Origin of the sequence: Aurantiacibacter arachoides (genome assembly GCF_009827335.1) — a bacterium.
In the GTDB taxonomy this organism is placed as follows: Bacteria; Pseudomonadota; Alphaproteobacteria; order Sphingomonadales; family Sphingomonadaceae; genus Alteraurantiacibacter; species Alteraurantiacibacter arachoides.
The window spans coordinates 2,458,565-2,483,412 of record NZ_WTYH01000001.1 but is presented as its reverse complement, the minus strand read 5'-3'; the positions used below and the strand labels follow the sequence as shown (position 1 = coordinate 2,483,412).

General features: G+C 67.3%; 24 protein-coding genes. 4 read left to right on the top strand and 20 right to left on the bottom strand.

Features of this window, described 5'->3' with window-relative positions:
• Positions 1 to 3 precede the first annotated feature (3 nt).
• Together metX and metW are read left to right on the top strand one after the other, a co-directional pair.
• Entirely contained in the window at positions 4 to 1,122 is a 1,119-nt protein-coding gene (gene metX / locus GRI62_RS12155) for a homoserine O-acetyltransferase MetX (protein ID WP_131453582.1), read from the top strand.
• On the top strand, positions 1,119 to 1,709 hold the full coding sequence (gene metW / locus GRI62_RS12150; RefSeq protein WP_131453581.1) for a methionine biosynthesis protein MetW: 591 nt from the start codon (positions 1,119 to 1,121) through the stop codon (positions 1,707 to 1,709). The genes metX and metW overlap by 4 nt, the downstream gene beginning before the upstream one ends.
• A 3-nt stretch (positions 1,710 to 1,712) precedes the next feature.
• On the opposite strand, the gene GRI62_RS12145 is transcribed toward metW, so the two are convergent.
• From GRI62_RS12145 to GRI62_RS12085, 13 genes are all read right to left on the bottom strand, one after another.
• Positions 1,713 to 2,198 (bottom strand): VTT domain-containing protein, encoded by a 486-nt coding sequence (locus GRI62_RS12145; protein WP_131453580.1) that lies wholly within the window; start codon positions 2,196 to 2,198, stop codon positions 1,713 to 1,715.
• Positions 2,199 to 2,299: 101 nt separating this feature from the next.
• Positions 2,300 to 3,076, bottom strand: a complete 777-nt coding sequence (gene fdhD, locus GRI62_RS12140; RefSeq protein WP_131453579.1) for a formate dehydrogenase accessory sulfurtransferase FdhD — start codon at positions 3,074 to 3,076, stop codon at positions 2,300 to 2,302.
• Positions 3,066 to 3,356, bottom strand: coding sequence for a formate dehydrogenase subunit delta (locus GRI62_RS12135; protein ID WP_234027452.1), 291 nt, complete (start codon positions 3,354 to 3,356; stop codon positions 3,066 to 3,068). The genes fdhD and GRI62_RS12135 overlap by 11 nt, the downstream gene beginning before the upstream one ends.
• 5 nt (positions 3,357 to 3,361) lie before the next feature.
• The gene (gene fdhF, locus GRI62_RS12130; RefSeq protein WP_131453578.1) at positions 3,362 to 6,217 is read right to left on the bottom strand and encodes a formate dehydrogenase subunit alpha; all 2,856 of its coding nucleotides are present in this window, start codon (positions 6,215 to 6,217) and stop codon (positions 3,362 to 3,364) included.
• Positions 6,207 to 6,737 carry a molybdenum cofactor guanylyltransferase gene (gene mobA, locus GRI62_RS12125; RefSeq protein ID WP_131453577.1) on the bottom strand — a complete coding sequence of 177 codons (531 nt, stop codon included), beginning with the start codon at positions 6,735 to 6,737 and terminating at the stop codon, positions 6,207 to 6,209. Before mobA ends, fdhF begins: the two co-directional genes overlap by 11 nt.
• Positions 6,734 to 8,308, bottom strand: coding sequence for an NADH-ubiquinone oxidoreductase-F iron-sulfur binding region domain-containing protein (locus tag GRI62_RS12120; RefSeq protein ID WP_131453576.1), 1,575 nt, complete (start codon positions 8,306 to 8,308; stop codon positions 6,734 to 6,736). Before GRI62_RS12120 ends, mobA begins: the two co-directional genes overlap by 4 nt.
• Positions 8,305 to 8,733 (bottom strand): NAD(P)H-dependent oxidoreductase subunit E, encoded by a 429-nt coding sequence (locus tag GRI62_RS12115; RefSeq protein ID WP_131453575.1) that lies wholly within the window; start codon positions 8,731 to 8,733, stop codon positions 8,305 to 8,307. The genes GRI62_RS12120 and GRI62_RS12115 overlap by 4 nt, the downstream gene beginning before the upstream one ends.
• Positions 8,730 to 9,569 (bottom strand): S-formylglutathione hydrolase, encoded by an 840-nt coding sequence (fghA, locus tag GRI62_RS12110; RefSeq protein WP_131453574.1) that lies wholly within the window; start codon positions 9,567 to 9,569, stop codon positions 8,730 to 8,732. The genes GRI62_RS12115 and fghA overlap by 4 nt, the downstream gene beginning before the upstream one ends.
• A 1-nt stretch (position 9,570) precedes the next feature.
• Complete coding sequence (locus GRI62_RS12105) at positions 9,571 to 9,951, bottom strand: VOC family protein (protein WP_131453573.1); 381 nt, start codon at positions 9,949 to 9,951, stop codon at positions 9,571 to 9,573.
• Positions 9,951 to 10,331, bottom strand: coding sequence for a VOC family protein (locus GRI62_RS12100; RefSeq protein WP_131453572.1), 381 nt, complete (start codon positions 10,329 to 10,331; stop codon positions 9,951 to 9,953). The genes GRI62_RS12105 and GRI62_RS12100 overlap by 1 nt, the downstream gene beginning before the upstream one ends.
• 108 nt (positions 10,332 to 10,439) lie before the next feature.
• Entirely contained in the window at positions 10,440 to 11,552 is a 1,113-nt protein-coding gene (locus GRI62_RS12095) for an S-(hydroxymethyl)glutathione dehydrogenase/class III alcohol dehydrogenase (protein ID WP_131453571.1), read from the bottom strand.
• On the bottom strand, positions 11,549 to 12,943 hold the full coding sequence (locus GRI62_RS12090; protein WP_199799939.1) for an MFS transporter: 1,395 nt from the start codon (positions 12,941 to 12,943) through the stop codon (positions 11,549 to 11,551). Before GRI62_RS12090 ends, GRI62_RS12095 begins: the two co-directional genes overlap by 4 nt.
• 31 nt (positions 12,944 to 12,974) lie before the next feature.
• The gene (locus GRI62_RS12085) at positions 12,975 to 13,442 is read right to left on the bottom strand and encodes a MarR family winged helix-turn-helix transcriptional regulator (RefSeq protein WP_234027451.1); all 468 of its coding nucleotides are present in this window, start codon (positions 13,440 to 13,442) and stop codon (positions 12,975 to 12,977) included.
• 69 nt (positions 13,443 to 13,511) lie between these two features.
• Here GRI62_RS12085 and GRI62_RS12080 point away from each other — a divergent pair, with 69 nt between their 5' ends.
• Together GRI62_RS12080 and GRI62_RS12075 are read left to right on the top strand one after the other, a co-directional pair.
• Positions 13,512 to 14,996, top strand: a complete 1,485-nt coding sequence (locus GRI62_RS12080; RefSeq protein WP_131453569.1) for a carotenoid oxygenase family protein — start codon at positions 13,512 to 13,514, stop codon at positions 14,994 to 14,996.
• Entirely contained in the window at positions 14,993 to 15,466 is a 474-nt protein-coding gene (locus tag GRI62_RS12075) for a DUF3237 domain-containing protein (RefSeq protein WP_131453568.1), read from the top strand. Before GRI62_RS12080 ends, GRI62_RS12075 begins: the two co-directional genes overlap by 4 nt.
• Positions 15,467 to 15,544: 78 nt before the next feature.
• Here GRI62_RS12075 and GRI62_RS12070 read toward each other — a convergent pair whose 3' ends face one another.
• The 7 genes from GRI62_RS12070 to GRI62_RS12040 form a co-directional block, all read right to left on the bottom strand.
• Positions 15,545 to 17,488, bottom strand: a complete 1,944-nt coding sequence (locus GRI62_RS12070) for a YadA-like family protein (RefSeq protein WP_131453567.1) — start codon at positions 17,486 to 17,488, stop codon at positions 15,545 to 15,547.
• A 250-nt stretch (positions 17,489 to 17,738) separates the two neighbouring features.
• Positions 17,739 to 18,533, bottom strand: a complete 795-nt coding sequence (locus tag GRI62_RS12065) for an anti-sigma factor (protein WP_131453566.1) — start codon at positions 18,531 to 18,533, stop codon at positions 17,739 to 17,741.
• The gene (locus tag GRI62_RS12060; RefSeq protein ID WP_131453565.1) at positions 18,526 to 19,101 is read right to left on the bottom strand and encodes a sigma-70 family RNA polymerase sigma factor; all 576 of its coding nucleotides are present in this window, start codon (positions 19,099 to 19,101) and stop codon (positions 18,526 to 18,528) included. Before GRI62_RS12060 ends, GRI62_RS12065 begins: the two co-directional genes overlap by 8 nt.
• A gap of 36 nt (positions 19,102 to 19,137) precedes the next feature.
• Entirely contained in the window at positions 19,138 to 20,676 is a 1,539-nt protein-coding gene (gene mdlC, locus GRI62_RS12055) for a benzoylformate decarboxylase (RefSeq protein ID WP_131453564.1), read from the bottom strand.
• Positions 20,673 to 22,328, bottom strand: a complete 1,656-nt coding sequence (locus GRI62_RS12050; RefSeq protein WP_234027450.1) for an MFS transporter — start codon at positions 22,326 to 22,328, stop codon at positions 20,673 to 20,675. Before GRI62_RS12050 ends, mdlC begins: the two co-directional genes overlap by 4 nt.
• Positions 22,325 to 23,377 carry an amidohydrolase family protein gene (locus GRI62_RS12045; protein ID WP_188669390.1) on the bottom strand — a complete coding sequence of 351 codons (1,053 nt, stop codon included), beginning with the start codon at positions 23,375 to 23,377 and terminating at the stop codon, positions 22,325 to 22,327. Before GRI62_RS12045 ends, GRI62_RS12050 begins: the two co-directional genes overlap by 4 nt.
• A 27-nt stretch (positions 23,378 to 23,404) precedes the next feature.
• Positions 23,405 to 24,835 carry an NAD-dependent succinate-semialdehyde dehydrogenase gene (locus tag GRI62_RS12040; RefSeq protein WP_131453563.1) on the bottom strand — a complete coding sequence of 477 codons (1,431 nt, stop codon included), beginning with the start codon at positions 24,833 to 24,835 and terminating at the stop codon, positions 23,405 to 23,407.
• Between the last annotated feature and the right edge of the window lie 13 nt (positions 24,836 to 24,848).

The following is a 24,848-nucleotide window of genomic DNA, read 5'->3' as shown; positions in this document are numbered from 1 at the left end:
GCCATGACCAACCGCGACACCGCCTCTTTCCGCGCGGCGACGCTGGACCAGCCCCTCGCGCTGGACAGCGGACGCGCGCTGGCCGGCGTCGAGATCGCCTACGAGACCTATGGCACTCTCAATGCGGCGCGCGATAACGCGGTGCTGGTGTTCCACGCGCTGACGGGTGACCAGTTCGTCGCCAGCACGCACCCGGTGACCGGCAAGCCGGGCTGGTGGGAACGGATGGTGGGGCCGGGCAGGCCGATCGATACCGAACGCTACCACGTGATCTGCGCCAACGTGCTGGGTAGCTGCATGGGCTCCACCGGCCCTGCCAGCATGGCGGCCGACGGTCAGCGCCACGCCATGCGCTTTCCCGTCATCACCGTGCGCGACATGGTGCGCGCACAGGTGGCGCTGCTCGATCACCTGGGGATCGGCGTGCTGCACGCAGTGGTCGGCGGATCGATGGGCGGGATGCAGGCCCTGTGCTTTGCCGCCAACTGGCCGCAGCGCACAGCACGGGTGCTGGCCGTGGCCACCACCGCGCGGCACAGCGCGCAGAACATCGCCTTTCACGAGGTGGGGCGGCAGGCGATCATGGCCGATCCGGCGTGGAACGGCGGCGACTATTACGGCGGAGCGAGCCCCGACAAGGGTCTGAGCGTGGCGCGCATGGCGGCCCATATAACCTACCTTTCGGAAGCCGGGCTGACCGAGAAATTCGGCCGCCGGCTGCAGGCCAGGGGCGATGGACAGCCCGGGGCCAAGAGCTTCGGCTTCGACGCCGATTTCCAGGTGGAAAGCTACCTGCGCCACCAGGGCATCAGCTTTACCGACCGCTTCGATGCCAACAGCTACCTCTACATCACCCGCGCGATGGACTATTTCGACCTGGCGGAGGAAGCCGGGGGGCGGCTGGCCGATGCGTTCGCGGCGGCGGGCAATACCCGTTTCTGCCTCGTCAGCTTCGATACCGACTGGCTCTACACCACGGCCGACATGCGCGAGGTGGTCCACGCGCTGAATGCCGTGGCCGCGCCGGTCAGCTTCGTGGAATTGAGCGCGCCCTACGGCCACGACAGTTTCCTGCTCGATGTGCCGGCGCTCGACCGGGTGGTGCGGGGGTTCATCGGATGAGCGGGCTGCGCCCTGACCTCGCCCGGATCGCCGCGCAGGTGCCGCACGGCGTGCGCGTGCTCGACGTGGGATGCGGGGACGGCGCGCTGATGGCCGAATTGCGCGATGCCAAGGGCTGTGACGCCCGCGGTATCGAGATCGATCCGCTGGCGGTGGAACAGGCCGTCGGCCGCGGCCTTTCCGTGGTGCAGGGCGATGCCGACCGGGACCTGGCGGACTATCCGGACGGCGCCTTTGACGTCGCCATCCTCAGCCAGACCTTGCAGACCGCGCGGCGGCCGGACTGGGTGCTGGAGCAGTTGTTGCGCGTGGGCACGGAGGCCTTTGTCAGCTTTCCCAACTTTGCCTACTGGCGGATGCGGCTGGCGCTGCTGGCGGGTGGACGGATGCCGGTGGTGCGGCACCTGCCCGTCAGCTGGTACGAGACCGAGAACATCCACCACGTCACCATCGAGGATTTTCGCGATCTGCTTCGCATCAAGGGCGTGGCGGTGAAGGGTGCCTGGTTCTTCGCCGGCGGGCGCGAGATTTCAGCCCTGCGCGCCAACTGGCGTGCCGAACACGCGGTGTTTCGTATCAGTCGCTAGGCGCTACAGCGCGTGGCCGGCCATGTGGGCAAGGGTGATCGCCGGCAACATTCCGATCAGGCTGGCGGCCAGAAAGGCGCGTGAGGTAATCGGCGTGGCGGCGCAGCCTGCGGTGACCACGACATGCGGCACACCGGTCAGCCGTGCGATGACGACATAGACCGGTCCCCTTCGCCCCAGATGCTCGCTGACGCTCTTCAGCCGATCCCCGAACCGTTCCTGCATGATGCCCGCCAGCCACCGGCGCGAGGCGAGGAACAGCACGTGGCTGCCCACCAGCACGCCCAGCGCGACGACGAGGATGCCGCCGATGCCCAGCAACAGGCCCGAGATGAACGACATCGGCGCGATGGTGCCGGGAATGGAGAACCCCACGAACCCTGCGGTCAGCGAGGCAATCAACGCAGGCAGCACGAACGGACCCCACGGGGAAGCGGCGAGGCTTTCCAACAGGGGCATCGGCAGCCAGGCGGCGATCGTGGTGTCCATCGCTTCAGTCAGCGCACGAAACCGGGGCAGTGTCCAATCACCGGCGGCAAATCCTGTCGATCGGTTGCAGGCACGCGATGAGGCGTGGAAAGCCGGCAGGATCACTGGCCAGCGTCGTTGACGCACAGCACCGAGTCCCCCCGCGCGAGGCACCACAGGGTAAGGCCCGCCGCCCGCGCCCGATCGACCGCCATCGACGTCGGCAGGGATATCGTCACGAGCCGCGTCGCCCCGGCGCGCACGGCCTTTTCCACGATCTCGTAGGAACAGCGCGCGCTCGACAGGATAAAACCGTCGGCCGGGTCGCTGCCGGCGGCTGCCAGCGCGCCGACCAGCTTGTCCATCGCGTTGTGCCGGCCCACGTCCTCCCGCGCGTGGACGATCGTGCCATCAAGCGCGCAAAAGGCGGCGGCGTGGGCGGCGCCGGTGGCGCGGGTAAGTGGCTGGTGGTCGCGCAAGCCAGCAAGCGCGGCGAAGATTGCCGGCGGCTGGACGGCGGTGTGCGCGGCGACGGGCGGCAGGGGGCGTGCCACCGCCTCCAGATTGTCGATCCCGCACAGCCCGCACGAGCTTTCCGCCACCCGCGTTCGCACCCGCTCCGTCAGCTTGTCGATGCCCAGTCCGGTCAGCGCGGCGCGGACGATCCAGCCGTTGTCGACCTCTGCCACGGCGATATCGGCAATGTCGGCGTGCGATCGCGCCAGTCCCTCGGTCAAGGCGAAACCGCGTGCGAAATCCGCAAGGTCGGCGGGCGTCGCCATCATCACGGCGTAGCTCAGGCCATTGAATTCCAGTGCGACGGGCACCTCTGGCACCCAGCCACGCGCGATGACGCGGGTCCCTGCATCCGCGTCATGCTGGACGATGCTATCCGGCATCCGAATTGTGCAGGTCGCCCTTCTTGGCAAATTCCGTGGCGCGGGTTTGCGGGCCAGGATCGCCGTGTTGCTCCAGGTGAGTGATGGCGGCGGCGGCAATGGGGTCGAGCCCGGACCGGTCGCCACCGAAGATGCCTGCCTTCATGCGCGGATCCCAGAAGCTGTCGATATGGTCCGCCGTCGCCAGCACCGCCCGGTCATGCCCGATGGCGACGAAGTTCTTGGCGATCTGGTTGACCATGCGGACCAGGGTGGCGTGCGTATCCTTCTTGTGCTCCATCGGGCTCACTCGGCGGGTTCCATCGCCGGCTCGCTGCCGATGCGGCGCGATTTTTCGGACCAGCTTTCGTAAGTTTCCTGCCAGTCGGTCGGCCCGTTGCTGGGGCTGATCTGCACGGCCGTGACCTTGTATTCCGGGCAGTTCGTGGCCCAGTCGGAAAAGTCGGTGGTGACCACGTTGGCCTGCGTCGCCGGGTGGTGGAAGGTGGTGTAGACCACGCCCGGCGCCACGCGGTCGGTGACGGTGACGCGCAATGTCGTCTCGCCCGTGCGGCTGGCGAGCCGCGCCCAGTCGCCGTCCTTCAGGCCGCGGTTCTCCGCATCGACGGGGTGCATTTCCAGCAGGTCCTCCGGGTGCCACACTGTATTGGCGGTGCGCCGGGTCTGCGCGCCGACGTTGTACTGGGACAGGATGCGCCCGGTGGTGAGCAGCAGCGGGAAGCGCGGTCCGGTCTTCTCGTCGGTAGGGACGTAATCGGTGACCACGAACAGCCCCTTGCCGCGCACGAAGCCGTTGATGTGCATCACTGGCGAGCCGTCCGGATAGGTCTCGTTCACCGGCCACTGCACGCTGCCGCGTTCCTGCAGCATGTCCCACGAAACGCCGGCGAAGCTGCCCGTCAGGCGGGCGATCTCGTCGAGGATCTCGCTGGGGTGGCTGTAATTCCAGTTTGCGCCCAAAGCATTGGCGAGCGCCTGTGTGACCTGCCAATCCTCCAGCCCATTGGCCGGCTCCATCACCTTGCGCACCGGCTGGATGCGGCGTTCGGCATTGGTGAAGGTGCCGTTCTTTTCAAGGAAGGTCGAACCCGGCAAAAAGACGTGGGCGTAGTTAGCGGTTTCGTTCAGGAACAGGTCGTGGACGATCACGCAGTCCATCGCGGCAAGGCCATCGGCAACGTGCTGCGTATTGGGGTCGGACTGGAGGATGTCCTCCCCCTGGATGTAGATCGCCTTGAACGTGCCATCGACCGCGGCATCGAGCATGTTGTTGATGCGCAGGCCCGGATTGGGATCGAGGCTGACGCCCCAGTCCTTTTCGAACATGGCCCGCGTTTCGCCGTCCGAGAGGTGGCGGTATCCCGGCAACTCGTGCGGAAAGCTGCCCATGTCGCAGGCGCCCTGCACGTTGTTCTGGCCGCGCAGGGGGTTCACGCCAACGCCGGGGCGGCCGACATTGCCGGTGCACATGGCAAGGTTGGCGATGGCCATGACGGTGCTGGAGCCTTGCGAATGCTCGGTGACGCCAAGGCCGTAGTAGATCGCCGAGTTGCCGCCCGTGGCATAAAGTCGCGCCGCGGCGCGCAGGTCTGCTGCGGGCACGCGGGTCACGGCCTCCAGCACCTCGGGGGAATGACGTTCGTCGGAGACGAAGCGCGCCCAGTCCTCGTAGGCGTCCACCTCGCAGCGTTCGTTTATGTAATCGCGGTCGACCAGCCCTTCGGTAACGATGACGTGGGCCATCGCGGTCAGCACCGCGACGTTGGTGCCGGGTTGCAGCGGCAGGTGATAGCTCGCCTCGACATGCGGGGTGCGCACGAGATCGATACGGCGCGGATCGATGACGATCAGCTTGGCGCCTTCGCGCAAGCGCTTCTTCAGGCGGCTGGCGAAGACGGGGTGGCCGTCGGTCGGGTTGGCCCCGATGACCAGCGCGACATCGGTCTGCATCACGCTGTCGAAATCCTGCGTGCCGGCGCTGGTGCCGAAGGTCGTCTTCAGGCCATAACCGGTGGGCGAATGGCACACGCGCGCGCAGGTATCGACGTTGTTCGCGCCGAACACGCTGCGGATCATTTTCTGGACGAGGAACGTTTCCTCGTTGGTGCAGCGGCTGGAGGTGATGCCGCCCAGCGCCATCGCGCCGTGTTCGGCCTTGATCGCGCCGATCTTGCCCGCGGCAAAGCCCAGCGCCTCTTCCCAGCTCACTTCGCGCCACGGATCGTGGATGCTGTCGCGGATCATGGGGCTGGTGATGCGGTCCTGGTGGTTGGCATAGCCATAGGCGAAGCGGCCCTTCACGCAGCTGTGTCCGCGATTGGCCTTGCCATCCTTGTAGGGCACCATGCGCACCAGTTGCTCGCCGCGCATCTCGGCGCGGAAGGTGCAGCCCACACCGCAATAGGCGCAGGTGGTGACGACCGCGCGTTCGGGCAGGCCGATCTCCTTGACGCTCTTTTCCTGCAGGGTGGCCGTGGGGCAGGCCTGCACGCAGGCGCCGCACGACACGCACTCGCTGGAAAGGAAATCGTCCTGTTCCTGGCCGGCCGAAACCATGCTGGCGAAGCCGCGCCCGTCGATGGTGAGGGCGAAGGTGCCCTGCACCTCGGCACAGGCGCGCACGCAGCGGCTGCACACGATGCACTTCGACGGGTCGTAGTGGAAATAGGGGTTCGAATTGTCGGTCGGCTGGGCGAGGTGGTTTGCCCCTTCGTAGCCGTAGCGCACATCGCGCAGGCCCACGTTTGCCGCCTGGTCCTGCAACTCGCAGTCGCCGTTGGCGCTACAGGTGAGGCAGTCGAGCGGGTGATCGGAGATATACAGCTCCATCACCCCCCGGCGCAGCTTTTCGAGCCGCGGGGTCTGCGTCTTGACCACCATGCCGTCCAGCACGGGCGTGGTGCAGCTGGCGGGCGTGCCGCGCGCCCCCTCGATCTCCACCAGGCACAGCCGGCACGAACCGAAGCTCTTGACGTTGTCGGTGGCGCACAGCTTGGGGATGTTGCCGCCGGATTCGGTCGCTGCGCGCATCACGCTGGTGCCGACAGGCACGGTGACGCTGCGCCCGTCGATGGTGAGCGTCACCTTTTCCCTGGCGGGAGAGGCGGGGGTGCCGAAATCCTTCGGGGCTTCATATCCCATGGGTCTGCTCCAGCTCCGCGAGGTCTGCGGGCGTATTGATGTTGGCAGGCGCGTGAATGGCTTGTGCGGGCCGTGCGTTCACGGCCTTGGCGAAAGCCAGCATCGAGTGGCGTCCTTCACTCTGGAGGAGCGCCGAGACGGTCGATGCCGCGTCGCTGTTCCAATGCCCGATAACGGGCTGCGATTCAAGAAATGCCGGTGCCGGGGAGAGCCGATCCAGCAGGTCCTGCGGCAGGTCTACGCTGTCGACCCCGCAGGTCAGCACGCTGGCAAAGCCTTCGGCCTCGGCATGGCGCAGCGCACCGGCAATCCCGCCGAGCGGTCCCATGCCGGGGCGTGGCCAGTCGGGCAGGCAGGGGACGGGGGCCTCCTCGCGGCCGACCACGATGACGCGATCGCACCAGCGTGACAGGTTCGCTACCGCGCGCGAAAGCAGCGTCTGCCCGGCAAGCTTGGCCAGCGCCTTGTCACTGCCAAAGCGGCTGGATTGCCCGCCAGCGAGGACAGCGCCGAGGATCACCCGCCAACCTTTGCGTCCAGCACGGCGCCGACCACCGCGCCATCCTCTGTGAAATCGCCGGGCCAGTGCCGCAGCGCGCTCATCACCGGATAGGGGGTGAAGCCGCCGAGCGCGCAGAGCGAGCCGAACTTCATCGTCTCGCACAGGTCGGTCAGCAGCGCGATTTCGTCTGCCTGGTTTCGCTGGGCGGTCTTGGGGGCATTGTGCATGACGCCCAGCAACTCGACCCGGTCGCGGCTGCGTCCGCCTGCGCGGATGCGGTCGATGATCTCCACTCCGCGTACTGCGCCGATGCGGCATGGCGTACATTTGCCGCAGCTTTCCGCCGCGCAAAACTCCATAGCAAAGCGCGCCATTTCGCCCATGTCGGCGCTGTCGTCGAACACGGTGATGCCGCCATGGCCGATCAGGGCATCGGCCTCGGTGAACGTCTCGTAATCGAAGACGATGTCGAACTGGTCGGGGTGGACATAGGCGCCCAGCGGCCCGCCCACCTGCACGGCCTTGACCGGGCGGCCACTGGCGGTGCCGCCGCCGATCTCGTTCACCAGTTGGCCGAGCGATATGCCGAAGCCGATCTCGTAGAGGCCGCCGTACTTTATATTGCCCGCCAGCTGGATGGGCATGGTTCCGCGAGAACGACCAAAGCCCGCGTCCTGATAGGCCTGCGCCCCTCCTTCTGCGAGGATATGCGGGACGGCGGCAAGGCTGAGGACGTTGTTGACCACCGTGGGTCGGCCCAGGAAGCCCTCGAGCGCGGGCAGCGGCGGCTTGGCGCGCACTTCGCCGCGCTTGCCTTCCAGGCTGTTGAGCAGCGATGTCTCCTCGCCGCAGACATAGGCGCCCGCGCCGACGCGCACCTCGCAGGCGAAGGGCGCGATGATATCGGCGCACAGGTCCAGCGCGGCGTTGAGCTTGCGGATCGCATCGGGATATTCGCTGCGCAGGTAGATGTAGCCCTGCTGCGCGCCCACGGCTTCGGCGGCGATGGCCATGCCCTCTATCAGTGCGAAGGGATCGCCTTCCATCAGCATCCGGTCGGCAAAGGTGCCGCTGTCGCCCTCGTCGGCGTTGCAGACGATGTACTTGCGCGCGCCCGGTGCCAGCCGCACCGTGTTCCACTTGATACCGGTGGGAAAACCCGCCCCGCCGCGGCCGCGCAGCCCGGAATGCGTGACCTCCTCGACGATGGCCTCCGAACCGATGCGGCGTGCGCGCTCCAGGCCCGCCCATCCACCGGTCGCCGCGTAGTCGTCCAGGCTGAGCGGCCGGGTCTTGCCGGCGCGGCTGAAGGTGTGGCGCACCTGCCCGGCCAGGAAGGGGTGGTCGGCGATGGCGCCCACGGCCTTGTCGCTGCTGCCGTCAAGGATCGCGTCCACGTCGGCAAGCGTCGCAGGGCCGAAGCCCCTGAACCCCTCGGGACCATCGATCTCCACCAGCGGTTCGAGCCAGTGCAGCCCCCAGCTGGACACGCGATGCACCTCGCAGCCCTTGCTCTCGAACGCCTGCGCCAGCGCGTCGGCCCCGGCCGCACGGGCGAGGGCATCGTCGGAAATGCGAACGATCGTCACGCGTCTTGCACCAGTTGCGCGACGCCGCGGGCATCCAGTCGCACGTGCAAGTCATCGCCCGTGCGCGCGGCAGGGCCGGCGCTGCATAGGCCCAGGCAATAGACGGTTTCAATCTTCACCCCCTCTCCTGCGGCTTGCTCGGCCATGGCGATCAGAGCCTCCACGCCGCGCGCCTTGCAGGCCTCGGCACGGCAGATCTGGACGACCGGGCGCGGATCCGCCTCGGCGCGGAAATCGTGATAGAAGCTGACCACGCCGTGCACGTCCGCCCGGCTCCAGTTCAGTCCCTTGGCGATCAGCGCCTCGCTTTCCGCATCGACGCAGCCGTATTGCGCCTGCACATCGTGCAGGATCGGCAGCAGCGGCCCCTCGCGGTGGCGATGCCGGGCGACGATGGCGCCCAGGGCCTCGGTCTTGCCGCTCATGCCTTCAGCCTCTCTGCGTGCCAGGCGACATGGTCGGCGATGAAGGTGGAAACGAAGAAATAGGAGTGGTCGTAGCCGTCCTGCATCCGCACCGTCGGCGTCATGCCGGCCTTGCGGCAGGCGTCCTCGAACAGGTGCGTTTTCAATTCCGGTTCAAGCCATTCGTCGGCGCGGCCCTGGTCGATCAGCACCTCGGCAAGGCGGGCGCCGTCCTCGATCAGGGCGACGCTGTCGTACTGGCGCCAAGCCTGCCGATCGTCACCGAGATAGCCGGTCAGCGCCTTTTCGCCCCACGGGCAGTTCAGCGGGCTGACGATGGGGGCAAAGGCGCTGGTCGAGCGGAAGCGGCCGGGATTGCGCAGGGATACGGTCAGCGCGCCGTGGCCGCCCATCGAGTGGCCGGAGATGCCCTGCCGGTCCATGTCGACGTCGAAAGCGCCCGCGACGACACCGGGCAATTCGTCCTCGATATAGCTCTTCATCTGGAAATGGCGCGACCAGGGGTCCTGCGTCGCGTCGACATAGAAGCCCGCGCCCTGGCCGAAATCGTAGTCCTCGTGGTTGGGCACGCCTTCGCCGCGGGGCGAGGTGTCGGGGCAGATGAACACGATGCCGTGTGCCGCGCAGGCAGCCTTGTACTCGCATTTGATCATCGCGTTTTCGTGCGTGCAGGTGAGGCCGGACAGCCACCACAGGACCGGCAGCTTCTCGGTCGCCCGATGCTCGGGCTGGAACACGGCGAACGTCATCGGCGTGCCGGTGGTCGCGCTGTCGTGCCGCCAGACCTGCTGCATACCGCCGTGGCATTTGGATTCGGAGAGCTTTTCCAGGGTCACGTCAGTCGTCCACATTGGTGGTAAAGGCGGCCAGCTTGTTGCCGCAGGGATCGCGCAGGTAGGCGCCGTACAGCTTGTTCGGCCCCATGTCGCGCCGGCCTGGCGCTCCTTCGCTGCTGCCGCCGTTGGCAAGCCCGGCGGCGTGCCAGGCGTCGACCTCTGACTGGCTGCGCGCCTTCAGGCCGACGGTACCGCCGTTGGCGTGGGTGGCCGCGGCGCCATCGATGGGCGGGCCGACCGAGAGGAAGCCGCCATCGTAGCCGCCGTAGTAGGCGCTGCTGCCCGAACGTCCGCCCTCGATGCCGAGCGCGCCGAAGGTGGCGTCGTAGAACCGGGCGGAAGCGTCGGGATCGTTGGTGCCCAGGGTGACGTGGGTGAACATCAGTCGCGGCCCCGGTTGGGCGCAAAGGCGCAGATCTTGTGCCCGTCGGGATCGCGCAGGTAGGCACCATACATCTGGCCGGGGCTGCCCGGGCGCACGCCCGGCGCGCCTTCGTCCGTGCCGCCGTTGGCAAGCCCCGCCGCGTGCCAGGCGTCGACCTCGTCAGGCGTTTTCGCCTTGAAACCGTGGGTGCCGCCATTTGCGGCGTTGGCCGCCTGACCGTCCGCGGGCTTGGCGACGATAAACGCGCTTTCCTCGGTGCGAAACGCGGTTCCGTGCGGCAGGTCATGGCCCTCGTGCCCGAGTTCCCCCAGCGTGGCCTTGTAGAAGCTGCGCGATTTCTCGACGTCGTTGGTGCCGAGGAATGTGTGGCTGAACATGGCGCTCTCCTTGCAATCGAGCGCGTGAGGCAGAAACCCTGCCACCGCGATTCTGATTGGTTTATCACATAGCCGAAAAATTCGGATTTGTGAAAGTGTGTTTCGCTATCAGAAGACGATCACGCTGCGAATGCTTTCACCCGCGTGCATCAGGTCGAAGCCCTTGTTGATCTCCTCCAGCGAGAGGACGTGGGTGATCATCGGGTCGATCTGGATGAGGCCATCCATGTACATATCGACGATCTTGGGCACGTCTGTCCGCCCCTTGGCGCCGCCGAACGCGGTGCCGCGCCAGTTGCGGCCCGTCACCAGCTGGAACGGGCGGGTGGCGATTTCCTTGCCCGCCTCTGCCACGCCGATGATGATGCTGGTGCCCCAGCCGCGGTGGCAGCATTCCAGCGCGGTGCGCATCACCTCGGTGTTCCCGGTGGCATCGAAGCTGTAGTCCGCGCCGCCGTCGGTCAGTTCGACCACCCTGGCCACGGTTTCCTCGCGGCTCATGCCCCGCGAATTGAGGAAATGGGTCATGCCGAAGCGCCGGCCCCATTCCTCGCGTTCGGGGTTGAGGTCGATGCCGAGGATCACGTTCGCGCCCGCCAGCTTCGCGCCCTGGATGACATTCAGGCCGATGCCGCCAAGGCCGAACACGACCACGTTGTCACCCGGCTGCACCTGCGCGGTCTTGGTCACAGCGCCGACGCCGGTGGTCACGCCGCAGCCAATGTAGCAACTGGTCTTGAACGGTGCGTCCCGGCGGATCTTGGCCACGGCGATTTCCGGCAGCACGGTGAAGTTCGAGAACGTCGAACAGCCCATGTAGTGGAAGATCGGCTGGCCCTTGTAGGAAAAGCGCGTCGTGCCATCGGGCATCAGGCCCTTGCCCTGCGTGGCGCGAATGGCGGTGCACAGGTTCGACTTGCCCGACAGGCAGGTTTTGCACTTGCCGCATTCGGGCGTGTAGAGCGGGATGACGTGGTCGCCTTCCGCAACGCTGGTGACGCCGGGGCCGACCTCGCGCACGATCCCTGCGCCCTCGTGGCCAAGGATCGAGGGGAAGATGCCTTCGCTGTCCAGCCCGTCGAGCGTGTAGGCGTCGGTGTGGCAGATGCCCGTCGCCATGATCTCGACCAGCACCTCGCCCTCGCGGGGGCCGTCGAGATCGACTTCGACGATCTCCAGCGGTTGCTTGGCTTCAAAGGCGACGGCGGCACGCGATTTCATCGGACGGTTTCTCCTGCAGGGGCGGTGACGGGATCGTGGCTGCCATCTCCGGGGTCGGCGACAAGCTCGTCACCCTCGCGCTCGGGCAGTTTCAGGAACAGGATCAGCGAGGCGATCGAACCCAGCGCCATGATGCACGATACCGTGAACAGTTCGTCGTTGCCGAGCGCGCTGAACAGCGCGCCCGCAATGATCGGACTGCCCGCGGCACCCAGCCTTCCGATGCCGAGCACGAAGCCGGTTCCGGTCGCCCGTGCATAGGCGGGAAAACCGCGCGCAAAGGCGGCATAATACCCGCTGATGGCCGCATTGGTGAAGAAGCCGGTCAGGATGGTCGCCCATTGCCAGGCGCCGATGCTGTCGCGGCCAAGCCCGAACGAGGCCACCGCGACCGAGCCGATGAGCAGCATCAGGGCCGTCGGCCAGCGAATGCCCAGCTTGCCCATCACGAAGCCGAAGGTGAGACTGCCGAGGAAACCGCCGACATTCGCCCATGTCAGCACGGTCGCGGCCACCGGCGGCGGATAGCCGGGCGGATAGTCCGACACGATCTGCACTGCGAACTTCAGGATGTAGTAGAAGGTGATGGTGTGGAACATGTAGCCAAAGGCCAGCAGCAGCGTGACCGGGCGCAGGCGCGGGTTGGAAAGAATATCCGTCACCTTGGGCTTGGCCGTGCCGGTGGCGGCCACGGGCAAGCCGGTCAGCGGCGTCTTGCCATAGGCGGCCAGCGTGCGGTTGACGCCCGCCAGGTTCCCCTTGGCGGCGTGGTAGGCAGCCGTTTCCGGCACCAGCAGCCACACGACCGGGATCAGGGCGGCGGTGACGATGGCACCGAAATCGAAGATCGCGCGCCACCCGTATTGGGGCAGCAGCCATTCCGACGCGGCCACGCCGCCGATGATCGCTCCCAGCGGATACCCTGCGACATAGGCGGCAATCGCCGTCTTGCGCCAGGCGGTGTTGGTGCTTTCCGCGGTGACGGCATTGGTCGCCGCCAACATGCCGCCGATGCCGATGCCGGTGATGAAGCGGAAGATGACCATCGGGGTGACGCCCGTCGCGTGGCCCGCCATCCACATGCCGCCAGCCATGAACACGAGGCACACCAGCATGGTGTTCTTGCGCCCGAACTTGTCCGCCGCCCCGCCCAGCAGCACGGAACCGAAGCCCATGCCGACAAGCTCGGCCGAAAGCACGATGCCCAGCGCCGCGCGCTCGATATTCCATTCCGCGGTGATGCCCGGCGCGGCAAAGGCGCTGGACAGCACGTCGAACCCGTCGAGCGCGTTCAGCAGCACCATCAGGACCACGACGATCCATTGCCGCGTCCCCATGGGACTGTCGTTGATGACGTTGATCGGGTTTGCGCCGTTTGCCGGTGCTGCCATTTTGACTTTGTCCTCTTCCCTTGTGCGCCGACTATTCGTGGATTCGCCCGAGCATTTCCACCAGTTTCTCAACTTCCTCGTCGCTGAAGCGGCTCTTGAGCCAGCTTTCGTGCGCGGCGATCGCCTGTTTTGCCCGGTCGAGCGCGGTGATCCCGTCTGCCGTCAGGTGCAGTGCCTGCTTGCGGCCATCGCTCAGGAACCGTTCGCGGCGCATCAGCGCGCGATCCTGCAGGCGGTTGACGATCGTCATGGTGGTGGCGCGGTCCATCCGCAGCCTGCGCCCGACCTCGATCTGCGCGATGCCGGGATGATCGTCCACCAGCCACAGCACGCTCACCTGCTTCTGCGTCAGGTCCAGATCAGCAAACGTCTCGGTAAAATGGCGATAGACCGCGCCATGCGCCAGCCGGATGTGGAAGCCGACGATATCGCCCAGGGCGCCGATATCGGCGCCTATCTCGGCATCCTCCCCTTCCGGTCCTGCTGCGGCCCTGGCCAACGCCCTCGTCCCCCTGTCGTCTTGCGTAATTGTTAGTAGAGCATACAATCTCGCGCAAGGAGAGGACTTATGGCGCAGTTTCCCGACAGCCCCAGCTTCACCGGCTTCAACACGCCGAGCCGTATCGAGGCGGACATCGCCGACCTGCAACATTCCGGCACGATCCCCGACGAACTCGACGGGGCCTTTTTCCGCGTCCAGCCCGATCCGCAATTTCCCCCGCGCCTGGCTGACGACATCAGTTTCAACGGCGACGGGATGATTTCCCGCTTCCATTTCCACGACGGCAGGTGCGATTTTCGCCAGCGTTGGGCGCAGACCGACAAGTGGAAGCTGGAGAATGCCGCGGGCGAGGCCCTGTTCGGCGCCTATCGCAACCCGCTGACAGATCACGAAAGCGTGAAGGGCGAATATCGCGGCACGGCCAATACCAATGCCTTTCTCTACGGCGGCAAGCTGTGGGCGTTGAAGGAGGACTCGCCTGCGCTGGTGATGGATCCCGCGACGATGGAGACCCTGGGGTACGAGCGGTTCGGCGGAAAGATGACCGGCGAGACCTTTACAGCCCATCCCAAGGTAGACCCCGACACCGGCAACATGATCGCCATCGGCTACGCCGCCAGCGGAATGCACACCGACGATGTTGCCTGGTACGAAATCTCGCCGGCAGGCGAACTGGTCCGCGAAGAATGGTTCAAGGTCCCCTATTATTGCATGATGCACGACTTCGCGCTGACGCCCGATTACATCGTGCTGCACATCGTGCCCTCGGTCGGCAGCTGGGAGCAGCTGGAACAGGGCAAGCCCGCCTTCATGTTCGACACCACGCGCGACGCCTGGCTCGGCGTGATCCCCCGCCGTCCGGGAGCCCGCAACGAGGACATCCGCTGGTTCCGCCGCCCCAACTGCTTTGCCAGCCACGTGATGAACGCCTGGCAGGAGGGGAGCGAAATCCACTTCGTGACGCCGGAATCGAAGAACAACTTCTTCCCCTTCTTCCCCGACATTCACGGTGCCCCATTCGATCCCGCCCAGAGTGTGACCAGGCTCACCGAATGGGTCGTCGACCTGGCCAGCAATTCCGAAGACTTTGCCGCCATCAATCGCCTGTCGGACACCTTCAGCGAATTTCCGCGCATCGATGAGCGATTCATCGGCCGCCGCAACCGCTACACCTGGGGGCTGGAGGTCGACATGCGCCGGCCGATCGAACAGGTGGGCGGCAGCGCCGGCGGGGCGCCGATGAACTGCCTGTTTTTCAAGGATCTGGAAACGGGCGAGGAACGGCACTGGTGGGCCGGCCCGACCAGCACCCTGCAGGAACCCTGCTTCATCCCCCGCAGCACAAATGCCGGTGAAGGGGAGGGATGGATCGTGCAGGTCTGCAATCGGCTGGCCGAACATCGCTCGGACCTGTTGGTGTTCGATGCGCTGGCCATCGAGGCCGGTCCGATCGCCACCATTCATGTGCCCATCCGCCTGCGCTTCGGCCTGCACGGCAATTTCGCCCGGAGCGAGACGATCGGGCTGGCCAGGGCTAAGGCGGCGGCATGACCGCCATCCCCCCGGCGCCTGGCCTGGAATTCGTCTACGAGGCGGGGGGCGAGCTCGCCGCGCCCCGGCAGATCGGCGAGACCTATGACGGCACGCGGCGGATCATCCCGATCTTGGCGGGCGGCTATGTGCGCGGACCGCTGATCGCGGGCCGGTTGATGGGGAACGCGGCCGACTGGCAGCTGACGCGGGAAGACGGCGTCACCGTGGCCGATGCCATCTATGCGATCGAAACGGACGATGGGGCGCTGATCCAGATCCGCAATCGTGGCCTGCGCCATGGCCCGCCCGCGGTCATGGCCCGGCTGGTGGCGGGGGAGGATGTCGATCCGTCCGAATACTATTTCCGCACCGTGCCCGAATTCATCGCGCCCAAGGGCCGCTATGCTTGGATGAACCGGTCGATCTTCGTCTGCTCGGGCGCGCGATATGCCAGTTCGATCAAGCTGTGGGTTTGGCGGGTTACCTAAGAAAAGGGGGGCCGGAACCGAAGTTCCGACCCCCACACTCCTGGTCCACAGGAGGTCCCGGCAAGCCGTCGCAGGAGCTTACCAGGCAGCCTGGAAACCGGCACGCGCACCAACTTCGCCCTGGTCGAAGCCGACGCCGACACCGGCAGTCAGATAGGCATTGGGGCTGAGGCGAGCTGCAACGCTGGCCGAACCCGCAATACGATCGTTGTAATAGCCGAAGCCGCCGGAGACGCCGAAGCTGTTGCTCGGCATCAGGACCGGCGATTCCATCGACAGCGCCATCGCCACGCCCTCGTTCGCCCCGCGCAGGCCATCGGCCTGTTCGTTGGCGAGATCGAACAGCGTCGCGGTCTGGCCCTGCAGCGTGCCGATGGCGGCGGTGTTGGCCGCGATGCCTTGGGCGTTCGCCGCGATCAGGCCCGACTGCACCGCCAGCGCGTTGGTGTTGGCAGTGACGTTGGCATTGGTCTGCGCCAGCGACGCCGCCGTAGCGAGCGACGAAGTGCGGCCCAGGGTGCCGTTGTTGTCGGTGGTCACCACGAAGACGGTGCCCGTCTGCGAGGCGGTGCTGGTGCCGAGACCGGCGATCACGACCTGGCCGGCGTTGAGGGCGGTGGCACCGTTGCCGATGGCGACGGAGTTGAGGCCCGAGGCGACGGCGTTGGCGCCGAGCGCCATGGAGGTCTCGCCCGAAGACACGGCGTTGATACCGATAGCGGTCGACAAGCGGCCGCTCGCGGTGGCGTCGCCGCCCAGCGCGATCGCACCAAGGCCGGCCGACGCGCCTACGCCGTTGTTGTCGTTGTCACCGCCGATGGCGACGCTGACTGCACCGTTGGCCTGCGACAGGTTGCCCAGCGCGATGGCCTGGAAGCCGCCAGCGTTGGCAGCCTCGCCCACGGCGAGCGAACGGATGCCGCCAGCGTCGGCCAGGTGGCCAAGCGCGGTGGCGCGTTCCGCATCCGCAACCGAACGCCAGCCGAAGGCGGTGGCACCAGGGCCCTGCGCCAGAGCCTGGCCGCCGACGGCGGTGGTGGAGGCACCGATGGCGCGGGTGGCGAGGCCGCCTGCGCCCGCGTCGCGGTTGCCGCCGATGGCGATCGCGTCACCGCCGTCAGCAAAGGCCGCGTTGCCGATGGCAACGGAGTTCGAACCAAGCGCCGAAGTGTTGGTGCCGAACGCGCTCGACTGCACGCCCGAGGCGAGTGAGTTGAGACCGACAGCGTTCGAAAGGTTGCCGCTGGCCGTGGCATCCGCGCCCAGTGCGACCGAACCGACGGCGGCAGTAGCACCGACGCCGTTGTTGTTGTTGTCACCGCCGATGGCGACGCTGACGGGGCCATTGGCCTGCGCCAGATTGCCCATGGCGATTGCTTGGAATCCGGTGGCGCTGGCTGCTTCGCCCACGGCGACCGAGCGGATGCCGCTGGCGGTTGCGAGGTGGCCGAGAGCCGTAGCACGTTCGGCATTGGCCATTGCGCGCCAGCCGAAAGCGGTGGCACCCGGGCCCATGGCCGAGCTTTCTCCGCCCACGGCGGTGGTGGAGTTGCCCATGGCGAGCGCGGTGTCCCCGATGCTGAGGGCGTCGATGCCATTGGCGATGCTCTCGTTGCCGATGGCGGTGGAGAAATCGGTCTGCGCGTCGGCGTTCTCACCCACGGCGAGCGAGCGGACGCCCTGCGCGGTGGCGAGGTGACCGAAGGCCTGCGCACGCTCGGCGGTGGCGGCGGACTGCCAGCCGATGGCGGTCGTACCGGCGCCGGTTGCGTTGGCTTCACCGCCTACGGCCGTGGTGGAGGGGCCAGTGGCATTGGCGTCTTCGCCGCAGGCCAGGGCATCTTCGCCGGAAGCGGTCGCGTTGGCGATGGTTCCGAGGGCAGTCGAATTCTGGACCAGTACGCATTCGTAACCGTTGTCGCCCGGAATTTCCTGTGCGGCGGCGGGGGCGGCGCCGATCGCGGCACCGGCAACGCCGACCAGCAGCGCTGCGGAAAGCTTGGTTAGTTGGGAAGTCCTCATGTCAATTCCTCTCTATCGTCCTGGACCAGGACGCGAGCGGACGGACATGCGGCAGGGTTTTCCAGCGCGAAAATACAAAGTTAGCGTTGCAAGCCCCTGACGCCACGAATTCCCCGCTCGCGACGGTCACCCCTAACGGGTGACATGCTAGATACGCTGCAACAGCCTTTTGGATGCGTCAACGGGAAAAAATTTTGCAAATTCATGCAAGAATAACGCCCGAGGTTATTCCAGGCAGCCAGACTTCCTCTCAAACCCTGGTGAGGCGTCCCACCACCAGAACGTCAGACGTTGGTGCGGCGTGGGGTGCATCGTCGGCGTTTTCGTACGTAACGGCCAACGAGGCGCCATCGACCAGCGCGGCGCGTTCGGCAGCGGTCAGCGCGCGCGCGAAGCTGCCCTGTGCGGGGATCACGCCGAGCGATTGCGGTGCCCCGTCCGCCGGAACCACCCACAGTTCGGCCGCCTGCCCCGCTCCAGGGGCGAAGCCGCCGACGGCGAGCGCCAGTTGTCCGGTGCCCGGATCGACGAAGCCCGCCAGGGTCATGGCACCGTCCTCGCTAGCGGCCTGGGCGACCAGCCGGTCGCCGGAGGCAGGCGCGGCGGTCTCTACGGGTGAGGGAGCCGGCGGGCGAGCAGGCGGTTGCCCGGCCGGCTGCACGAACAGCAGCGTAAGCGCAGCCGCTGCCGCCGCGGCTCCGGCCATGCCGAGCCCGAGACCCCAGCCCGGAACGCCCCGTGCCGGCGCGTGGACGAACGGGTGCGGTTCGGCCGGCCTGTCCCCTTCGCGCCCGTCACCTTCGCGGCCGCCGTCGAGGCGACGCTCGATCGCCGACCAGACGCCGGGAGAGGGTTCGAACTCGCCCGCCGCCTCGGCCATGCAGGCCAGGCGATAGCGCCACCAGCGCACGTCCTCGGCAAAGGCGCGGTCGGCGAGGACTAATCGCTGCGCCGCGATCAGATCGTCGCCGTCGAGCACGCCCAGCGCATACTCGCCCGCGAGCATGGCAGGGTCGGCGGGGCCGGTGGCTTCGGGCTCAGGCACTGCCGAGGCACCCCTTGAGACTGGCGAGACCGCGCCGGATCCAGCTCTTCATCGTGCCCAGCGGCACGTCGAGCTTTTCCGCCAGTTCGGTGTGGGTGTAACCACGGAAGAAAGCCATGCGGATGCACTTGCGATGCTCGCTTTGCAGGCGCTCGAGGCACTGGTGCAACCGTGCCGCATCCTCCGCGTCGCACAGCATGGTATCGGCGCGCGGCGCATCGTCGGCGATCTCGGGCAGGGCCGCGTCGTCTACCTCTGCGCGGCGTCCATGCTTTCGCACCGCGTCGATCGCGGCGTTGCGGGCGATGGTGCACAGCCAGGTGATCGGGCTGGCGCGGGTGCGATCGAACCGCCCGGCACGGTGCCAGACCCGGAGGTATACGTCCTGCAGCACGTCCTCGGCCGCATCGCGTTCGCGCACGATGTGCATGATGGTGCCGAGCAGCTTGTGCGAGGTGAGCGTGTAGACGGTGCGGAGCGCGTCGCGATTGCCACGGGCCACGAGCGCCAGCGCGCCCTCGAGCTCGGCGCGACGTTCTGCGGGGGTGAGAGTGGCGGTGTCGCCCATGGGCATGGTGGTTAGCGCCTCGGGGCGCGAATACAATCAGGCAATGCGCAGGTCGAGCACCGTGGCTGCCTCCTCGGCAAGGCTCCAGCCGAGCGCCTCGTCCAGCGCATCGACCGAATCAACCCGCCTTGCCGCGATCCCCATCCCCGTCGCGAGGCTGACGAAGTCGAGACCGGCCAGGTCGCAGCCGGGCACATGGTTCATGCCGAACTCGCCGGAAAAGCCGGTGAGGGCGGCATAGGCGCCGTTGTTGAGAATCACGAAGCTGATCGGCAACCTTTCCTGGAAGGCGGTGAAAAGGCCCTGCACCGTGTACATCGCGCCGCCGTCGCCAAGCACGGCAATGACCTTGTCCGGCTGGCCCAGCGCCACGCCAAGCGCGCCGGGCAGGCCATAGCCGAGCCCGCCGCTGGCACAGGTATAGAACCCGCCCTCGCGAAGGATCGGCAGCACATCGTGCATGGGCCCGCGCGCAGTGGGCGCCTCTTCCACGATGACCGCGTTTGCCGGGCGCAGGGCGGCAATCCGGGCAAGGACGTGGGCGGCTGTCATTTGCGGATCGGGCTGTGTCGGCGCGCTGCGATCCCCCGCAAAGGGGCGCGGGGCGAGCCGATGGGCGATCCGGACAAGGCCATCGTCGACATCGCCCAGCACACCCAGCCCGCCCGGCAGATTGCTGAGATGCGCCGGATCGTCCGACAGCGCGCCAAGCCTTGCATGGGGTGGCCAGTGCGGGCCATCCCCCTCGACATGGTAGGTGAAGACCGGCGCCCCGGCGACGAGGATCGCATCGTGCGCGGCCAGCTGATCGCGGATCCTGTCGCGCCAGGCGGGCAGGAAGCCGGCGAACTGCGGATGATCTTCCGGAAACACCTCGCGCGCGGCGTAGGGCGCAACATAGACGCTGGCCCCGCATGTCTCGGCCAGACGGATCGCGCTGGCCCATCCGCCCGCGTTGGCCACCCCGGTGCCCAGCACCAGCGCGGGCCTCTCAGCACCGTCGATGATTGCGGCGAGGCTGGCGATGCCCGCGTCAGGCGGGACGGGGCGCAGCGTCAGCTGGGGCAGGGCGGGCATCGCGCATTCGCGTTCCCAGTCGTCGACCGGGATCGATACGAACACCGGGCCCATCGGCGGGGTCAGCGCCACGGCAAAGGCCCGGGCGAGCGCGAGCGGCACGTCCTCGGCGCGCGCGGGCTCGATCGCGAACTTGACGTAAGGGCGCGGAAATTCGCTCGGCCGTTCGGCAAAGAGGAAGGGGTCGTAGGGAAGGATGGAACGGGCCTGCTGGCCGGCAGTGACCACCACCGGCGCATTGTTCTTCCACGCGGTGAACAGGTTGCCGAGCGCGTGCCCCGTGCCCGCCGCGCTGTGCAGGTTGACCAGCGCAGGGCCACCGCTGCTGCGGGCATAGCCATCGGCCATGCCGACCACCACGGCCTCGTTCAAACCCATGACGTAGGGAAAGGGCAGGCCCTTCAGCATGGGCAATTCGGTGCTGCCGGGATTGCCGAACATGCGGTCCACCCCGAAATGGGCGAAGACGGCAAAGGCTGCGTCGCGGACGGTCGTCATACCGGCTCGCCCCCCGCCCGTGCCCGGTCGAGCATGGATGCCTCGTCCCGGGCGTAGCGCACCAGCACCATTGCCAGCAGCGCGACGATCACCGGGGCGACCCAGTTCACCTGGATGAGGGCGGCGGCAAGATCGCCGCCGTTGCGGTCCGACATCATGCCGACCACGTAGGGGCCGAGCCCTTGGCCCAGCAACGTCATGATGACCAGATAGGTGGAAAACACGATCCCGCGCATCCGTGGCAGCACCAGCCCCAGCAACAGAGCATAGGTCGGCGGCAGCCACAGGGTGAGGATCAGCGCATAGACGGTGAAGCGCACGTAGAACTCGCTCGCGCTATCGGCGCTGTAGGTCCAGATCCCGGCGAGGGGTGACAGGCCGAGCGAGAGCAGCACCAGCCAGAGCATTCCGCGATTGCCCCTGCGCAAGGTCAGCCAGTCCGCAAGCGGCCCCGCGATCAACGCGCCGATTGCCGCCAGCACCGCGGACAGCAACCCGAATTGCAGGCCTACCTCGCCCATGCTGAGGCCGAACTGGCGGTTGAGGATCTGCGGGCTGGCGAACATCACGCCGTAATTGATCGCGGTCTGCAGTCCGCCCATCACCATCAGCATGATGAGCGAGGGGCTGAGCACAACGTTGTAGGTCGGCCGGTCGGTCAGGCGGAAGTTCTGGAACAGGTTCAGCACCACGAAGGCGCCAAAGGCGAAGACGCCCCATTGCAGCACGTGCGGGTCGAGGGACATGGCGCCGAATTCAAGGGGCGGGCGTGGTGAATAGGCGCGGGTGATCGCAACCAGCGTGGTGGCCACGCCGAGGATCAGCGCAAGGCCACCAAGGTTGATCGCCCATTGCCGCGCGCCGGCATCGCGCCGCCACAGGTTGAGCCAGTTGGTGCCTGGCGTCACCGCGCCCAGCACGGCGGTGCTGGCGCGAAAAGGGGCGGGATCGGGCCGGGCCGGAATGCCGTCCATCGCCCCGCGCACCGGTTCGTGCAGGCGCCAGATCAGCCAGGCGAGCGGAAAGCCGGGGAGAGAGGCGACAATGAAGGCGAACTGCCAGCCGGCAAAGCCGAAGCTGGCACCGCCCGCCGCGACGCGCGCGTTCCACCAGTCCGCCGCCACGCCGCCCAGCGCCATCGACAGGCCAAGCCCGAGTGCGAGACCGACGGCAAGGCCGCCCATGCCGATGCCGCGACGGCCCTGGGGCAGGCTGTCGAACAGGATCGAATTGGCCGCCGGCTGCGTCGCTGCTTCGCCAACGCCCACCCCCAGGCGGCTGATCGCCAGCAGCACGAAGCCGTTGGCAAAGGCGGCCAGCCCGGCGAAGAACGACCAGGTGCCGATACAGATCGCCAGCAGCTTCGTGCGGTCCCAGCCATCCACCAGCCGCCCCAGCGGCAGCGAGAACAAGGCATAGAACAGCGCGAAGACCGTGCCGTAAAGCAGTCCCATCTCCGCATCGCCGACGCCCAGGTCCGCCTTGATGGCAGGGGCCAGGATCGACAGGATCTGCCGGTCGAGCATCGACATCATCTGCGCCGCGCTCATCAGCACGATGGCGTGCCAGCCATAGCGACTGATCGGAATGCCGGCGGGCGGCGTGGCAGCGCCCTGATCCATGGGAGATGCGGGGGCCGGCACGACGGTCATATCCCGAACAGTGCCTCGGCATTGGTCTGGAAGAACTTGCGCTTGGCCGCGGGCGCCATGTCCATGGCGTCGAGCAGGCGCACCTCGTCAGTCACGAACTGGTAGGGGTAATCCATGGCGTAGAGCACGCGGTCCTCGCCCATCACCTCCATCATCAGGCGGATGCTGGCGGGGCTGGGCAGGCCCGAATTGGTCCCCCAGACATTCGTGCGCAGGTAATGGTGGAGCGAGTGGCGCTGCGGCTTCATCCGCTCGTACCGGCCCGAGCGGATGCCTGCCTGGTGCATGTAGTCGAAGCGGTCGATCCAGAACGGCAGGCCTTCGCAGCCGTGGCCCAGCACCAGCTTCAGGCCGGGGTAGCGATCGAACACGCCGCCGGTCAGCAGGCGCAGCGCATGATAGCTCGTCTCCATCGCGAAGCCGAAGATCGCGCCTTCCAGACCTGCCTCTACCATGCCGCCGATCATGGCGTCGGGCGGGCCCTGGGGATGGATGTAGAGGGGGATGTCCATGTCCGCGCAGGCGCGCAGGATGGGGTCGAACTGCGGCTCGTCCAGATAGTGGCCGTGGGTGTGCGAGTTGACCTGCACGCCCACCATGCCGAGCTCTTCCTTGCCGCGCCTCAATTCGGCGGCCGACCAATCGGCGTCCTGCGGGCAGATCGCGGTCATGCCGTGGAAGCGATCCGGATACCGCTCGCAGGCGGCGGCGAGCTGATCGTTCGACCGGCTGGCGATGCCGCGCGCCTCGTCGAGGTCGAACAAGGTCTGCACGCCGGGGCTGGTGAGCGCGAGCACGGCCTTGTCGATACCGCTTTCGTCCATCGCCTGGATGCGCAGGGGCCCGATGTCGAGCAGCCGTTCGCGGATGAAGGTGGTGCGTTCCGACGGACTGGTGCCGTAAAAGCCCCACAGGCTCTGCGTGCCCTTGTCGGCGCGGCCTTCCCTTACCAGCCGCACGATCGCATCGAGCTGTTCCTGCGTCGCCCAGGCTTCCTCGGTGGCGATGCGCAGGTAGCCCTGGCTGCCGCCGGTTTTCAGATCAGTCATCAGCCTCTCCACCTCCCCCTTGTTGCGCTAGCCTTCGTGCACGGCTTTCACGACCATGCAGGCCTTGACGCCTTCGGGCCCGTCCTCGCTGCCGTGGCCCGACCACTGCACGCCCTGGAACGGCGCGTCTGGGCCGGCGATCATGTGCGTGTTGATCCCCACCATGCCCGCCTCCAGCGCATCGGCCAGCCGCCGCTGGCGCGGCGCGTCGCTGGTCCAGGCATAGGCGGCGAGGCCGTAGTTCAGGCGGTTCGCCTCCGCGATCATGGCGTCTTCGCCGGCGTAGGGATTGACCAGGGCGAGCGGGCCGAACGGCTCTTCGTGCATCACCTCGGCATCCAGCGGCACTTCGGACAGCACCGTCGGCTGGAAGAAAAACCCCTGGTTGCCGATCCGCTCACCCCCGGTCTCGACCCTGGCGCCCTTGTCCTTTGCATCGGCGACGAACTTGCCGATCGCGTCGGGCCGGCGGGCGTTCGCCATCGGGCCCATCTGGGTGTCCTTGTCCAGCCCGTCGCCCACGCGCGTGGCGCCCAGCCGCTCGGCCATGCCGTCGCGGAAGCGTTCGAACACGCTTTCCTCGACGATGAACCTCGTGGGCGACACGCACACCTGCCCGGCGTTGCGCGTCTTGCCGGCGGCCGCGGTCGCCACTGCCTTGTCCACGTCGGCGTCGCCGAACACCAGCACCGGACCGTGGCCGCCCAGTTCCATTGTGGTGCGGATCATGTTGTCCGCCGCCAGCTTGGCGAGATGCTTGCCGACCACGGTAGAGCCGGTGAAGCTGAGCTTGCGGATCACCGGGCTGGCGAGCAGGTGGCGGCTGACCTCGTCGGGCACGCCGAACACCGCCTGCGCCACGTCGGTCGGCAGGCCCGCATCATACAGCGCCTGCACGATGGCCAGCGCCGATGCAGGGGTTTCCTCGGCGCTCTTGAGGATGATCGAGCAGCCCGCCGCCACCGCCGCGCCCAGCTTGCGGCCGGGATTGGCGAGCGGGAAGTTCCACGGAGCAAAGGCGGCCACCGGGCCGACCGGCTCCCACCGCACCACGCTGCGCTGGCCGACGGGGCGCACCAGTTCGCGGCCGTAGAGGCGCTGACATTCGCCGGCAGCGAAATCGAACCAGCCGGCCACCGCCATGCATTCCATCCGCGCCTCTGCCAGCGGCTTGCCCTGTTCCATCGTCGCGATGCGAGCAAGACTGTCGGCCCGCTCCCGGATCAGCGCCGCGGCCCCGTGCAGCACCCGCGCGCGCTCGGCGGCCGGGGTGTAGCGCCATGTCCGGAACCCGCGCCCGGCCGCGTCCAGCGCCCGGTCGAGATCGGCGGCATCGGCCAGCGGCAGCTCTGCCAGCGTATCGCCCGAGGCGGGGTTGACGACGGCAAAGGTGCGCCGGTCGCCGACCGCGACCTGTTCGCCGTCGATCGCCAGGTACAGGGAGGGATAGTCGGTCATGCGTTGCTCCTTC